12 protein-coding genes are annotated in these 14,280 nt (G+C 69.7%); 3 read left to right on the top strand and 9 right to left on the bottom strand.

The window, feature by feature from the left end; all coding sequences use genetic code 11:
- The first annotated feature begins 35 nt into the window (after positions 1–35).
- A complete protein-coding gene (locus tag IAG44_RS28305) occupies positions 36–242 on the top strand; it encodes an FmdB family zinc ribbon protein (RefSeq protein ID WP_187749896.1) in 207 nt (68 codons plus the stop codon).
- Between the two features lie 227 nt (positions 243–469).
- Here IAG44_RS28305 and IAG44_RS28300 read toward each other — a convergent pair whose 3' ends face one another.
- Genes IAG44_RS28300 through IAG44_RS28290 form a run of 3 tightly spaced genes read right to left on the bottom strand, consistent with a single transcriptional unit; the run spans position 470 to position 4,986 of the window.
- Complete coding sequence (locus IAG44_RS28300; protein WP_187749895.1) at positions 470–1,282, bottom strand: HAD family hydrolase; 813 nt, start codon at positions 1,280–1,282, stop codon at positions 470–472.
- The gene (locus tag IAG44_RS28295; protein ID WP_187749894.1) at positions 1,282–3,795 is read right to left on the bottom strand and encodes a phosphoribosyltransferase; all 2,514 of its coding nucleotides are present in this window, start codon (positions 3,793–3,795) and stop codon (positions 1,282–1,284) included. Before IAG44_RS28295 ends, IAG44_RS28300 begins: the two co-directional genes overlap by 1 nt.
- Before the next feature lie 27 nt (positions 3,796–3,822).
- A complete protein-coding gene (locus IAG44_RS28290; RefSeq protein ID WP_187749893.1) occupies positions 3,823–4,986 on the bottom strand; it encodes an HpcH/HpaI aldolase/citrate lyase family protein in 1,164 nt (387 codons plus the stop codon).
- Between the two features lie 194 nt (positions 4,987–5,180).
- Here IAG44_RS28290 and IAG44_RS28285 point away from each other — a divergent pair, with 194 nt between their 5' ends.
- Positions 5,181–5,963 (top strand): TerD family protein, encoded by a 783-nt coding sequence (locus IAG44_RS28285; RefSeq protein ID WP_187749892.1) that lies wholly within the window; start codon positions 5,181–5,183, stop codon positions 5,961–5,963.
- Positions 5,964–6,011: 48 nt separating this feature from the next.
- On the opposite strand, the gene IAG44_RS28280 is transcribed toward IAG44_RS28285, so the two are convergent.
- From IAG44_RS28280 to IAG44_RS28255, 6 genes are all read right to left on the bottom strand, one after another.
- Complete coding sequence (locus IAG44_RS28280; protein WP_187752891.1) at positions 6,012–6,749, bottom strand: TerD family protein; 738 nt, start codon at positions 6,747–6,749, stop codon at positions 6,012–6,014.
- A gap of 123 nt (positions 6,750–6,872) precedes the next feature.
- The gene (locus tag IAG44_RS28275; protein ID WP_187749891.1) at positions 6,873–8,015 is read right to left on the bottom strand and encodes a DUF475 domain-containing protein; all 1,143 of its coding nucleotides are present in this window, start codon (positions 8,013–8,015) and stop codon (positions 6,873–6,875) included.
- A gap of 48 nt (positions 8,016–8,063) precedes the next feature.
- Positions 8,064–8,639, bottom strand: coding sequence for a TerD family protein (locus IAG44_RS28270; protein WP_187749890.1), 576 nt, complete (start codon positions 8,637–8,639; stop codon positions 8,064–8,066).
- Between the two features lie 95 nt (positions 8,640–8,734).
- Complete coding sequence (locus IAG44_RS28265) at positions 8,735–9,310, bottom strand: calcium homeostasis/redox stress adaptation protein (RefSeq protein WP_055719212.1); 576 nt, start codon at positions 9,308–9,310, stop codon at positions 8,735–8,737.
- Between the two features lie 113 nt (positions 9,311–9,423).
- Entirely contained in the window at positions 9,424–9,882 is a 459-nt protein-coding gene (locus tag IAG44_RS28260) for a peroxiredoxin (protein ID WP_187749889.1), read from the bottom strand.
- Positions 9,883–10,720: 838 nt separating this feature from the next.
- Positions 10,721–11,146, bottom strand: coding sequence for a DUF3052 domain-containing protein (locus IAG44_RS28255; RefSeq protein WP_187749888.1), 426 nt, complete (start codon positions 11,144–11,146; stop codon positions 10,721–10,723).
- Positions 11,147–11,501: 355 nt separating this feature from the next.
- Between IAG44_RS28255 and aceE the strand changes: the two genes are divergently transcribed.
- On the top strand, positions 11,502–14,234 hold the full coding sequence (gene aceE / locus IAG44_RS28250) for a pyruvate dehydrogenase (acetyl-transferring), homodimeric type (RefSeq protein WP_187749887.1): 2,733 nt from the start codon (positions 11,502–11,504) through the stop codon (positions 14,232–14,234).
- Positions 14,235–14,280: the final 46 nt, after the last annotated feature.

The following is a 14,280-nucleotide window of genomic DNA, read 5'->3' as shown; positions in this document are numbered from 1 at the left end:
CCCACACTCCCCACCCAACCATTAACCTTGTGCGCATGCCCCGCTACGAGTACCGGTGCCGGTCCTGCGGCGACACCTTCGAGCTGTCCCGCCCCATGGCCGAGTCCGCCGCCCCGGCACAGTGCCCCGCCGGCCACGCGGACACGGTGAAGCTGCTGTCGACGGTAGCCGTCGGCGGCACAGCCTCCACCCCGAAGCCCCAAGGAGGCGGGGGATGTTGCGGCGGAGGCTGCTGCGGCTAAGGGGTGGGGTGGTTCCCATCCATGGCCGAGTGCAGGCCGTGCGTGGGCGATCACGCCTACGCGGCAGAGCGGCGCGCGCCACCTGCTCCAGGGGCGCAACGCTGTATCCGGCTACCGCCGCGTAGGCGTAATCACCCGCACTCGACCACGCGCAGCACCCAAGTCCTTTAGGGGCGCGGGGAACTGCGCGACCAGCCACAGCGGACCCGCAGCCGCCCCCCGAATCCTCACACCCCCGAACGCGCCGCCTTCAGGAACTCGCGGAGGATTCGTTCGCCGGCGAGGACCCCCCGCTCGGGGAGGGCGGTGACGCCCGGTTCGAGCCAGCCCGTGTCGGCGAGTTCGCCGTGGCCGGGGCGCCAGGCGTGGTCGACGGCGTGGAGGAGGTCCGCGTCGAGGAGGGAGTCACCGGCGCCGAGGCTCAGCTCCGCACCGGTCCGGCGGAGCACTTCGTGGACGGCGGCGCTCTTGCGCAACGGCTTGGGGACGACGTAGAGCTTGCGCCCCTGGAGGGACACGCCCCAGCCCAACTCCTCGGCCCAGGCGGTGAGTTCCTTGACCCACTCACCGGGGAGAAGTTCCCGCTCGACGACGAGGTAGGCGAACAGATCCTCGGCGACACGCTGCTTGCGCAGCCAGACGGGATCGGCCACAGCCGTCAGATGCGCCTGGATCTCCGCGAGCGGCGCACACTCCTCGGCGAGCCGCGCGGTGACGACCCCGTGCCAGTCGGGGTCGCTGACCCCGTCGACCAGCAGATGCCCCCCGTTCGCACAGATCGCGAACTCGGGCGCGGGACCAGGCAGGTTGATGCGGAGGTACTGCTTGCGCGTCCGCGTCGTCGTCGGCACGAACACGGCCGCGTCCCCCAGCTCGGAGAGCAACTGCGCGGCCGTCTCGGTCATGAAGGACAGCGGACGCGCCTCGTGGACCTCGACACACAGCAGCCGGGGCGCACGCGCGTCCGGCATCGTGAGGGCGAGGGCGGACGGCGAGTAGATCAGCGTCCGGTCGAGGTCGCTGGCGACGAGAACCCGCATCAGACACTCACCGCTTTCCCGTCGGCGCCGGTGGCCCCGCGCGTGTACTGGGGATGGATCAACCCGACGCAGGTGTAGGGAAGTTCGGCGACCTCCTCGACCGGCACCCCCCGCTGCTCGGCGAGCAGCCGGACGTGCCGCAGATCGTCCCCGGCCCCCGCGCGCGCGAGGATCTTCCACGGCACCCGCCGCAACAGCACCCGGGTCGTCTCCCCCACCCCCGGCTTGACGAGGTTCACGTCGTGGATGCCGTACTCCTCGCTGATCCGCTCGACGGCCGCCCACCCTTCCCAGGACGGCGTCCGGTCGCTCGCGAGCAGTTCCTTGACGGCCGTGTCGACCGCGTCCCCCACCTCGGCGAACCGCGCGGACACGGCGTCCAGGAAGCCGACCGAGACGTCGGCCCCGGCCAACTCCCGGTAGAACTTGGCCCCGTGGAAGTCGTCCGGCCCCACCAGGTCCGCCCGCAGCACGGTGCGTGAAATCAGCCCGGAGACGGTCGAGTTGAGACACGCCGACGGGATCAGGAAGTCCTCGCGCGTGCCGTACGTCCGCACACAGGACCCCGGGTCGGCGAGCACCGCGATCTCCGGATCGAACCCGACCGCACCCCCCGCCCGCTCGAACTCCTCGATCGCGGCGGCCAGTTCACGCGTGATCGCCCCCTTGCCGGTCCAGCCGTCGACGAACACGACGTCGGCCGGGTCGTGGTGCGCGGCCAGCCAGCGCAGCGCGTTCGCGTCGATGCCCCGCCCGCGCACGATCGACACGGCGTAGTGCGGGAGTTCGAGACCGTGCCGGTGCTGGGCCCAGCGGCGCATCAGGACACCGACGGGGGTCCCGGCGCGGGCCAGCGAGACGAGGACGGGGCGTGGCGACCGTTCCGCGAGGACGGTCTCGGTGACGACGCCGACCGCCTGCGCGAGCCGCGCCGCCGACTCCGTCAACGCGTCCTGGAACAGGGCCTGGTACGCCTCGCTCGGCTGGTACTCGATCGGTAGCGACTCCGCGTAGTGCGCGCCGCCGCTCTGCACCGCCTCCTCGCGTTCCTCCGTCGGCGCCTCCAGCGTGACGTCCGAGAGGTCCTGGAGCAGCCAGCCGACCTCGTCGGGGGCGTACGAGGAGAAGGCGGGGCCTCTGAGGGGCTCTGGCAGCATGCGGGGCCTTTCAAGGTCGTGCGAAAGGGGCGTGTACGACGGGATCACCGCGAGGATCACCTGCGGGGTGTGCTGGGCCAACTGGGCCAACAGGCCCTCCGGTGCGTGGAGTTCGGGCGTGTCCGCTGTCGAGTCGACGACCACGATCACCGCGTCGAAACCGGCGCCGGCGATGTTGTACACGTACCGGTCCCCCGGGCCGTCCGCTGGGTTGTCGTGCGCCGGGAAGGTGAGGCGGGTGCGGATCGCGTAGCCGGGGTCGTCCACGGCGAGGACCGGGGAGCGGGTCGTCGTGGAGTAGCGGATCTCGGCGTCGGCGATGCGCTCCAGCTCGTGGGCGAGGCGGAGGGGGGCGTACATCAGCTCTTCGAAGCCGAGGACGTGCACGCGGGTGGCGTCCGCCGGTAGCGCCTCGGCCAACCTCGCGGCCATGGCCGGGACTTCGGCGTCCAGGCGTATTCGGTGGTGGGCGGTGAAGCCGTGCCGGCCGCCGTCGGGAAGGCCGGGGGGCCAGTGCAGGTCGACCCTGGTGATGTTGTTCGTCGGGTGCGGGTCTGTGGGGGCTGGTCGCGCCCACGCGGCGGTAGCCGCAGATTCAACACAGCCCCGCGCCCCTAGGGGGTTGCCCTCAGCGGCGATCGATTCGTACCGCCCCACCAACTCCTGCCCCTTCTCCAGCACCCCCTCCGGCAGCAGCACCGTCCCCGACGCCGTCGTCACCAAGTCGATCCTCGCGCCGATCTCCCCCGCGAACGCGTCCAGCCTCCCCGCATCCGCCTCCGACCTCATATCCACCAACGCCACCACCACATACCGGCGTCTCGGATACCGCTCGTGCAGGTCCCTGATCGTGTTCAACACCGTGTTCCCCGTGGAGAACTCGTCGTCGACCAGCACCAACGGCCCCTCGCCCGCGAGGAGTTCGGGGTCCTCCGGCAGCAACAGGTGGGACGTCGCGTGCGAGTGGGCCTCCTCGAAGCCCCCGGCCCGCTCGACTCCCGCCACCGGCCGCCGGGTCGAGTGCAGGTACGTCACGTCCCCCACCCCGTCCGCGACGGAGTGCCCGAGCCCCGTCGCGGTCTCGGCGTACCCCAGCACCACCGCCGACTCGGCGTCGGCGCCCAGGAGTTCACGGACCCGGCGGCCGAGGGCGAAGCCGTGCCCGTAGACCACCGACGGCAGTTGGGGGACGTGCTTGCCGAGGACGTTGGAGACGAGGAGGTGCGCGCGTTTGGGGTTGCGGCGCAGGGCGAGCCCCAGCATCCCGGGCAGGGCCGGATCGCCGGCCAGTTCGACCCCGAGCCGCTTGGCCACCCAATCGCCGGACCAGACCGCGTCGTTCACTTCGCTCCTCATGACGTCACCGATACGCATCGCACGGACTCAGGCGGGGATCCCGGCCGCGAGCAGGTCGACGAAGCTGACGTCCTCGCGGGCCACGCCGAAGACCTCGGCGCGCAGCATGGTGCGTTCGGCCCAGGCGCGGTGCGGCTTCACCTCGTTCATCTTGTTCGTGTACTGCGAGCGCAGCACGCCCCCGCCGCCGCGCTCGGGGCGCAGGATGTCGACGGCGTCGCTGTGCTCCTCGTGACTGACGACCGAGAGGGCGTGGACCGCCGGGACGTGCGAGGGGTGGATGCAGGTCTTGCCGAGCAGGCCGTTGGCGTGGTCGAGGGAGATCTCGCGCAGCAGGCCGTCCATCGCGTGCTCGATGAGGCGTTCGCGCAGCTCGACGGCCTCTCCCTCGAAGAAGGGGCTGGCGCGCAGCTGCGGTTTGAACATGCGCTGCGGGACCCGGAAGTACTCCCACACCGGCCCGGTCACGGTGAACCCGGTGCCGTCGGCGCGGCCGAGCATGTTGACGACGTCGGCGATCACGGAGGCGACGATCTGGACGTCGTACGCGGTCATGTCGGGGGCACGGCGCAGGCCGTAGGAGGAGCAGAAGTCGGTGACGCCCAGGCGCAGGGCGAGGACGCGGTCGCGGTACTTGTCGACGGCGCGGGCGATGCCCTCCAGGGCCTCGACGCGGGTCTCCCGGTACATCAGCTCGGGTGTCTCCAGGACCGGCATCCCGAACAGGCGGCGTCCGCCGGCCAGTTCGGCGGCGGTGAGGGCTTCGAGGAAGGCGGTGCCGCGTTCCTCGGTGAACTTGGGGAACACGAACCCGCTGAGCAGCCGCGCGGAGTCGCCGAGGCGGCGGACGAGGTCGGGGATCTGGTCGGCCGTCCGCACCCGGATGAAGAGCAGGGGCAGGCCCTCGGGGCGGGTCGCGAGGTCGGCGAACTGGTGGACCAGGTTCGCCTCGCCGGCCTCGACGTCCTCGTCCCCGATGGAGTCCTCCAGGCACAGGACCATGGAGACGACGCCCTGGGCGGCCTGCTTGAGGACGTCGTCCGCGAGGCGGGGGCGGGTCGCGGGGCTGTAGAGCGTGGCGCCGAGGGCCGCGGACAGGAGCCGGGCCGGGGAGTCCGCGGCGAACTCGCACGGTTCCTGGTGGAAGAGGCGCCGCCTCTCCTCCGGGGCGATGTGCCCAAAGTGACGCATGTCTCTCCCCGTGACGGACGACAAACCTGGTGGATTCTGTGAAACAGGTGACCGGTAATAGTACGTACCGATCGGTTCAAAAGTTCCCGCCGGGCATGAATTTCTGGTAACGCCCACCGGGACCCGGCGATGGACTCTTGCGTGCGCCTTGCCCTTGGTTGTCGTGATCAGCGGCGAGAGGGCAGGATGACCGCATGACGCACGCGATGCTGAAGGGGTCGAACGTCCCGCTCGAAGCCGACACGGTCCGTGCCGTGCTGCGCTGGAACCCCGGGCAGGACGTGCCGGACGTCGATGCCTCCGCGCTTCTCCTGGGCCCCGGCGGACGGGTGCGCTCCGACGAGGACTTCGTCTTCTACAACCAGCCCCGGCATCCTTCCGGCACGGTGTGGCGGCTCGGCAAGAAACGCGTCGCCGACGCCCTCACGGACACCATCCAGACGGATCTCACCGGCGTCGAGTCCGCCGTCGGCCAAATCCTGCTCGTCGCCTCGGCCGACGGGGTCGCCTTCGACCGGGTCCGGTCCCTGCAGATCCTGCTGTACGACGCGAGCCTCGACGGCGCCGACCCGATCGCCGTCTTCGAGATCCGCCCCGAGACCGGCGAGGAGACCGCGCTGATCTGCGGCGAGCTGTACCGCCGGGGCGAGGGGTGGAAGTTCCGCGCGATCGGCGAGGGCTACTCGGACGGGCTGCGGGGCCTCGCCGTCAACTACGGCATCTCGGTGGACGAGTCGGAGGGGGAGCCGGAGACGGACTCCCCCGCAGCAGAGGAGCCCCCCGCGAGCCACCAGACCTTCTCCCAGCCCCTCCCGCCGGAGCAGCCCACCCCGCCGGAGCGCCCGCCGGCGCCCCCGCAGCAGCCGGCCTACGGCTACCCGGCGTCCCTGCCGACGTACGGGCAGGCGGCCCCGGCGTACGGCTACCCGCAGGAGTTCCGGATGCCGCCGCAGGGACCGCAGTTCATCGGACGATAGGACTTTTCACGGGGCTCGGAGTGACGGGGCTGAGGGCTGAGGCGTGGACTACTTCTCGGCCTTCGCCTTGTACCCCCGCCCCCACTGCAGCCCCCACCCGTACAGCCGGTCCAGCTCCGCCTGGAACCCGTACACGAACTTCACCTCGCGGCGCACCATCAGCTCCCCCTTGACGTTCTCGATCATCACGACCGCGCAGGACCGCGCCTGCGGGTGCCGTTCGTCGAGGCCGACCTCTATTCGGGGCCCGTTGCTCGGGTAGAGCGTGACCATCGCGTGCGTACGGTCGAACGCGGGCGTCTGGTCGTAGATGTAGACGAACACCAGCAGCCGCCTGATGTTCTCGCGGTGGTCGAGGTTGACGTACATGGTCTCGCCGGACGCCGACCCGAACCGGTCGTCGCCGCTGAGCTTGACGTACGGCGGCCCGTTGACGTCGCCGAGGAAGCCGCCGAGCGGCTGGACGACGCCCCGGGAGCCGTCGGAGAGCTCGTACAGGCAGCCGAGGTCGAGGTCGACGTTGACCATGCTCTGGCTGTGCCCGACGACCTCCGGCGGCTTGAGCGCCTTGAAGGGGTGGCGCAGCAGGCTCTCGCGCTGCATGCCGCCGAAGTCGGACGTCCGCATCCGCCAGGTCAGGTTGACGCGGAGGTTGCCGCTGGCCGCGCCCTGTTTCGTCAGGGAGACCTGCGGATGCCGTTTGCTCAGCTCGATCGCGTTGCTCGCCGCGCTGCCCGAGTCGAAGTCGGCCGCGCGGCTGCCCAGCAGCCCGTCGAAGAACCCCATCGCCCGCCTCATGTCCCTCTCGTCCAGCCCCGCCCGGGATAGCCCGACGGGGCGGCCGTACGGACAGCCGCCCCGTCAGAAGCTTTCCTCATCCGGAAGGTGATCACACTCCGGTCTCACGTCTCAGACGCCGGAGGGCACCTCCGCCTTCTCGTCAGAGCCTTTTCCCTCTTCGGCCGCCAGCGCGCGGTTGCGGCGGACCGAGGACCAGAAGGACCAGGCGATCAGGAAGACGCCGATCAGGCCGGTGATGACCTCGTGGATCTCGTACTGGATGGTGACCATGAGGAGGACGGCGAGGGCGCCGATCGCGTAGTGCGCGCCGTGCTCCAGGTAGACGTAGTCGTCGAGGGTGCCCTGGCGGACCAGGTAGACGGTCAGCGACCGGACGTACATGGCGCCGACGCCGAGGCCGACGGCCATCAGGACGATGTCGTTGGTGATGGCGAAGGCGCCGATGACGCCGTCGAAGGAGAACGACGCGTCGAGGACTTCGAGGTAGAGGAACATGAAGAACGCGGCGCGGCCGGCGAGCAGGATGACCGGCTTCTGCTTGCCCGAGCGCTTGGCCTCTTCCTCCTGCTCGTGCTCGCGTTCCTCCTCCTCTTCGAGCTTGCCCTCGAAGTATCCGGAGAGCCCGCCGACGACGAGGTAGGTGATCAGGCCGAGGATGCCGGAGAGCAGGACCGTCTCGGATTTGTCGACGTGTCCGCCGCCGTGGATGTGGGCGTTGGGGGCGACCGTGACCGCGGCGATCAGCAGGACGACGAGGGCGATGCAGACCGACAGCATGTCGACCTTGCCGAGTTTGGCGAGCGGGCGCTCGATCCAGCCCAGCCACTTGATGTCCCGGTCCTCGAAGATGAAGTCCAGGAAGATCATCAGCAGGAACATGCCGCCGAAGGCGGCGATCGACGCGTGCGCGTCGGTGACCAGTTCCTGGTAGCGGTTCTTGTCGTTGAGGGCGAGGTCGACGGCTTCGATCGGGCCGAGTTTGGCGCTGATCGCGACGATCACGACCGGGAACACCAGCCGCATGCCGAAGACGGCGATGAGCACGCCGACCGTGAGGAAGATGCGCTGCCAGAAGGCGTTCATCTTCTTCAGGATCCCGGCGTTGACCACCGCGTTGTCGAACGACAGGGAGATCTCCAGGATGGACAGGATCGCCACGACGCCGAGGCCGGTCCATCCGTCGTAGAGGACCCCGACGACCAGACCGATCGCGGTGACCGCGAACGACCAGCCAAAGGTTTTCAGAAGCACTGGCTACCCAATCCGTAGGTACGGGTCTCCCCCGCGCCGTACTCGGCTTTACGAAACGTTGACTCCGAAGTCTAGAGCGATGCCCCGCAATCCCGACGCGTACCCCTGACCCACCGCACGGAACTTCCACTCCCCCTGGTAGCGGTACAGCTCGCCGAAGATCATCGCGGTCTCCGAGGAGGCGTCCTCGGAGAGGTCGTAGCGGGCGAGTTCCTGGCCGTCGGCCTGGTTGACGACGCGGATGAACGCGTTGGAGACCTGGCCGAAGGTCTGGCCGCGCTCGTCGGCCATATGGATCGAGACCGGGAAGACGATCTTGTCGACGTTCGCCGGGACCTTCGTGAGGTCGACGATCAGCGACTCGTCGTCGCCGTCGCCCTCGCCCGTGAGGTTGTCGCCGGTGTGCTCCACCGAGCCGTCCGGGCTGGTCAGCTGGTTGTAGAAGACGAACCACTCGTCGCCCAGGACCCGGCCGTTGTTGCACAGCAGGGCGCTGGCGTCGAGGTCGAAGGGGGCTCCGGTGGTGGAGCGCGCGTCCCAGCCGAGGCCGACCAGCACTTGCGTGAGGTTCGGCGCGGCCTTGGACAGGGAGACGTTTCCTCCCTTGGCGAGCGTGACGCCCATGTTGCTGGTCCTCCCCTGGTGGTGCTCCTGAGGTTGTCCTGCGCTCCCGGCGCCGCCGCTAAACGGGCGACGGCGCCGGGGTGCGCAAACGCGCGTCAGACGTTGACGCCGAAGTCCTGGGCGATGCCGCGCAGGCCCGAGGCGTAGCCCTGGCCGATCGCGCGGAACTTCCACTCGGCGCCGTGCCGGTACAGCTCGCCGAAGACCATCGCCGTCTCCGTCGACGCGTCCTCGGAGAGGTCGTAGCGGGCGATCTCGGCCTCGCCGGCCTGGTTCACGACGCGGATGAACGCGTTGCGGACCTGGCCGAAGGACTGCTGGCGGTTCTCGGCGTCGTAGATCGAGACCGGGAAGACGATCTTGTCGACGTCGGCCGGGACGCCGGCGAGGTTGACCTTGATCTGCTCGTCGTCGCCCTCGCCCTCACCGGTGATGTTGTCGCCGGTGTGCTCGACGGAGCCGTCCGGGCTCTTGAGGTTGTTGAAGAAGACGAAGTTCGCGTCGCTGGCGACCTTGCCGGACGAGTCGACCAGCAGGGCGCTGGCGTCCAGGTCGAAGTCCGTGCCGGTCGTGGTGCGGACGTCCCAGCCCAGACCGACGATGACCGCGGTCAGGCCGGGGGCCTCCTTGGTCAGCGATACGTTGCCGCCCTTGCTGAGGCTGACTCCCACGAGTCCTCCATTGGGTTTCTGGGGCGGGGAGCCCCGTCGTGCTTCGGATGTCGGATCAACGTTCCGATCCTAGTGACGGGTTCCCGGACCCCGCAGGCCGTGACCCCGAAGAATCACAGGGTGTCGAGGGCCTTGACGTACTCCTCAAGATCGCGCGCGTCGGGCAGGGCGTTCACGACGGTCCACCGGACGACGCCCGCCTTGTCGATCACGAACGTCCCGCGCACCGCGCAGCCCTTGTCCTCCGCGAACACGCCGTACGCGCGCGAGACCTCGCCGTGCGGCCAGAAGTCGCTCAGCAGCGGGTACTCCAACCCCTCCTGCTCCCCGAACACCCGCAGCGTGTGGATCGAGTCGTTCGACACCGCCAGCACCTGCGTGTCCCGGTCCTCGAACTTCGGCAGGTTGTCCCTGACCTCGCACAGCTCCCCCGTGCACACCCCGGTGAACGCGAACGGGTAGAACAACAGCACGACGTTCTTCTCGCCCCGGAAATCCGAGAGCCGCACCGTCGCCCCGTGGTTGTCCTTGAGCTCGAACCCCGGCGCCTCGTCCCCGACCTGCACCACCATCGCGTCCCTTCCCTTCCACTGACCCATTCGAGGGAGAACAGCGTACGGGGAGCAGGTAAGGCCCACGGAGGCCAGGTAGCACCAGGGCCACGGACCCAGCACCGGACACAGCTCCGGGACGCGCGGGGGCGGACGCCGGGCCTACGGGGCCGAGGGCCGGGTAACGGGCAGAGGGCCGGGCCTGCGGGGCCGGGCGCCGTCGGACGCCGGGGAACGGGCAGGGGCACCGGGGGCATGGACGCAGAGCCAGGGGCAGGCCGCAAGCACAAGGTCGGGGCGTGGGCGGGAACGCTGCGGAGGCGGGCGCCGGGGCTCGGGCGCCGGCGTCGAGGCGATGGGCACGCGCGCCCCGTGTCACACAGAAGCGGGCCCGCCCGGGAGCGGACGCGGGCCCTGCCCCGATCGGACACGGCTCCCGCCCGGGAGCGGACGTGCGGCCCACCCCGAGGCGAGAGCACCCGCGCGCCCGCGGTTCCGGCCGAAGCCGTGGGGCCCCCTCCTGGACTGGCTGAACCCCTCGGCGTTCCCCGTCGGCCCGCCCCGGTGGGTGCGCAAGGCCAGCCCCACCGCGCGCCCGCGAGGCGCCCCGGTCCGGCTGCTGTGCTCCCGTGCCGGCCGTCGGGACGGCAACGCGCGAGCCGGTCCGCGCCGACGGGACGTGGGGCCCGTCATCCCGTCACGCCGCGCCCCGACATCCGGACGTATCCGGGCTGGTCGCCCGAGCAGAGCCCGCCCCCGAGACGGCGGCACGCGCGCGTAAGGGGCGGGGAATGCGAAACGGCGGGTGCGGCTCTCCCCGGAGGGGGATGCGCGCCCGCCGTTTCGGGTGAGGAAGGGGTTACCGCTTCGCGGCCTTGGGGCTCAGGAGGCGGGTGCCGACCCAGTCCTTGCCGGCGCTGACGCTCTTGGTCTGCGAGAGACCGGCCGTCTGGGCGGCGTCGTTGATGTCGCTGGGCTCGATGTAGCCGTCCCGCCCGGTCTTCGGGGTGAGGAGGAGGATGGAGCCGTCCTCCTCAAGGAGCCCGAGGGCGTCGACCAGGGCGTCCGTCAGGTCGCCGTCGTCGTCACGGAACCAGAGGACGACGGCGTCTGCCACATCGTCGTAGTCCTCGTCCACCAGCTCACTGCCGACGGTCTCCTCGATGGACTCACGGAGCTCCTGGTCTACGTCCTCGTCGTAGCCGATCTCCTGGACCACCTGGTCGGGCTGGAAACCCAGCCGTACGGCCAGGCTCGTCTCCGCGTGGTCCGCGGTCGCGCTCACGGTCTGCCTCCTGATCATGTTTCCTTCGATGACAACTCGGCCACGCGTACGCGCGTGGTGTTGGCCGTAGTCCACACGGGCGGGGCGGATCGCGCAAGTACCCGGCGGTTCGGACCGCCTAAACGGTGACGATCCGGGCCGTGTCGCCGCAACTCCAGGCACGGTTTCCACAGCAAAGGTGACACACACCACACCCTTCTGCCCCGTTTGCGCGTTTGGAAATCGCCGACTCGCAGAAGGTGACGTTTGACGCCCCCAGGTACACGATGGGGAACGGTGCAGCAGGCATACCGGAATATGCGGCTCCCGGGGCCCTCACGGGCCTCCGGCGGCCCTCTGACAGGTAAGGAACAGCGTGGCTTCCGGATCCGATCGCAATCCGATCATCATTGGCGGCCTTCCGAGTCAGGTTCCTGACTTCGATCCCGAGGAAACCCAGGAGTGGCTCGACTCCCTCGACGCCGCCATCGACGAGCGGGGCCGCGAACGTGCCCGCTACCTGATGCTGAGGCTCATCGAGCGCGCCCGCGAGAAGCGCGTCGCCGTCCCCGAGATGCGCAGCACGGACTACGTCAACACGATCCCCACCAAGAGCGAGCCGTTCTTCCCGGGCAACGAGGAGATCGAGCGCAGGATCCTCAACGCGACCCGCTGGAACGCGGCCGTGATGGTCTCGCGCGCGCAGCGCCCCGGCATCGGCGTCGGCGGCCACATCGCGACGTTCGCGTCGTCCGCGTCCCTGTACGACGTCGGCTTCAACCATTTCTTCCGCGGCAAGGACGAGGGCGACGGTGGCGACCAGGTCTTCTTCCAGGGCCACGCCTCCCCCGGCATCTACGCCCGCGCGTTCCTCCTGGACCGCCTCTCCGAGCAGCACCTCGACGCGTTCCGCCAGGAGAAGTCCCGGGCCCCGTACGGGCTTTCCTCGTATCCGCACCCGCGTCTCATGCCGGACTTCTGGGAGTTCCCGACCGTCTCGATGGGCCTCGGCCCGATCGGCGCGATCTACCAGGCCCGGATGAACCGCTACATGCACGCCCGCGAGATCGCCGACACCTCGAAGTCGCACGTCTGGGCGTTCCTCGGCGACGGCGAGATGGACGAGCCGGAGTCGCTGGGCCAGTTGACGATCGCCGCCCGCGAGGGCCTGGACAACCTCACGTTCGTCGTCAACTGCAACCTCCAGCGCCTCGACGGGCCCGTGCGCGGCAACGGCAAGGTGATCCAGGAGCTGGAGTCCGTGTTCCGGGGCGCCGGCTGGAACGTCATCAAGCTGATCTGGGACCGCAGTTGGGACCCGCTGCTCGCGCAGGACCGCGACGGCATCCTCGTCAACCGGATGAACACCACGCCGGACGGCCAGTTCCAGACGTACGCGACCGAGTCCGGCGCCTACATCCGCGACCACTTCTTCGGTGACGACCAGCGACTGCGGGCGATGGTCGATGGCATGACGGACGATCAGATCCTGCACCTCGGGCGCGGCGGGCACGACCACAAGAAGATCTACGCGGCGTTCAAGGCCGCCGTCGAGCACAAGGGGCAGCCGACGGTCATCCTCGCGAAGACCGTCAAGGGCTGGACGCTGGGCCCCAACTTCGAGGGCCGCAACGCCACGCACCAGATGAAGAAGCTGACGGTCGCCGACCTCAAGGGCTTCCGTGACCGCCTCCATCTCCCCATCTCCGACCAGCAGTTGGAGTCCGGCCTGCCGCCGTACTACCACCCGGGGCGGGACTCGGAGGAGATCCAGTACATGCACGACCGCCGCACCTCGCTCGGCGGGTACGTGCCCACGCGGGTCGTCCGCGCGAAGCCTCTCTCCCTGCCGGACGACAAGGCGTACGCGACCGTGAAGAAGGGTACCGGGCAGCAGTCCATCGCCACCACCATGGCGTTCGTCCGACTGCTCAAGGACCTCATGCGGGACAAGGAGTTGGGCCGCCGGTTCGTGCTGATCGCGCCCGACGAGTACCGCACGTTCGGCATGGACTCCTTCTTCCCGAGCGCGAAGATCTACAACCCGCTCGGCCAGCAGTACGAGTCCGTCGACCGTGAACTCCTGCTCGCCTACAAGGAGTCGCCGACCGGGCAGATGCTCCACGACGGCATCTCCGAGGCGGGCTGCACGGCGTCGCTGATCGCGGCGGGCTCGGCGTACGCGACCCACGGCGAACCGCTCATCCCGGTCTACGTCTTCTACTCGATGTTCGGTTTCCAGCGCACCGGCGACCAGTTCTGGCAGATGTCCGACCAGCTCGCGCGCGGCTTCGTCCTCGGCGCGACCGCCGGACGCACGACGCTGACCGGCGAGGGCCTTCAACACGCCGACGGCCACTCGCAGTTGCTGGCCTCCACGAACCCCGGCTGCGTCGCCTACGACCCCGCGTACGCGTACGAGATCGCCCACATCGTCCAGGACGGCCTGCGGCGCATGTACGGCCCGGACAGCGAGGACGTCTTCTACTACCTCACCGTCTACAACGAGCCGATCCAGCATCCGGCGGAGCCGGAGGACGTCGACGTCGAGGGCATCGTCAAGGGCGTCCACCGGATCTCGTCCGGCACGGCGGGCTCGACGCCGGCCCAGATCCTCGCCTCCGGTGTCGCGGTCCCCTGGGCGCTGGAGGCCCAGAAGATCCTCGCGCAGGAGTGGAACGTCAAGGCGGACGTCTGGTCGGCGACCTCCTGGAACGAGCTGCGCCGCGAGGCCGTCGAGGTCGAGCGCCACAACCTCCTCCACCCCGAGGAGGACCAGCGGATCCCGTACGTCACCCGCAAACTCTCCGGCGCCGAGGGGCCGTTCATCGCCGTCTCCGACTGGATGCGGTCCGTTCCCGACCAGATCGCCCGCTGGGTGCCCGGCACCTACCAGTCCCTCGGCGCCGACGGCTTCGGCTTCGCCGACACCCGCGGCGCCGCCCGCCGCTTCTTCCACATCGACGCCCAGTCGATCGTCCTCGGCGTCCTCACGGAACTCGCCAAGGAGGGGAAGGTGGACCGGTCGGCACTGAAGCAGGCGATCGACCGGTACCAGCTGCTCGACGTCGCGGCGGCGGATCCGGGGGCGGCGGGGGGCGACGCGTAGGCCCTCCGGCACGTGAGCCCTCCGGCACGTGAGCCCTCCGACGGGG

Origin of the sequence: Streptomyces roseirectus (genome assembly GCF_014489635.1) — a bacterium.
Taxonomy (GTDB): Bacteria; Actinomycetota; Actinomycetes; order Streptomycetales; family Streptomycetaceae; genus Streptomyces; species Streptomyces roseirectus.
The sequence above is the reverse complement of the archived record's forward strand: the minus strand, read 5'-3'. Positions and strand labels throughout refer to the sequence as shown.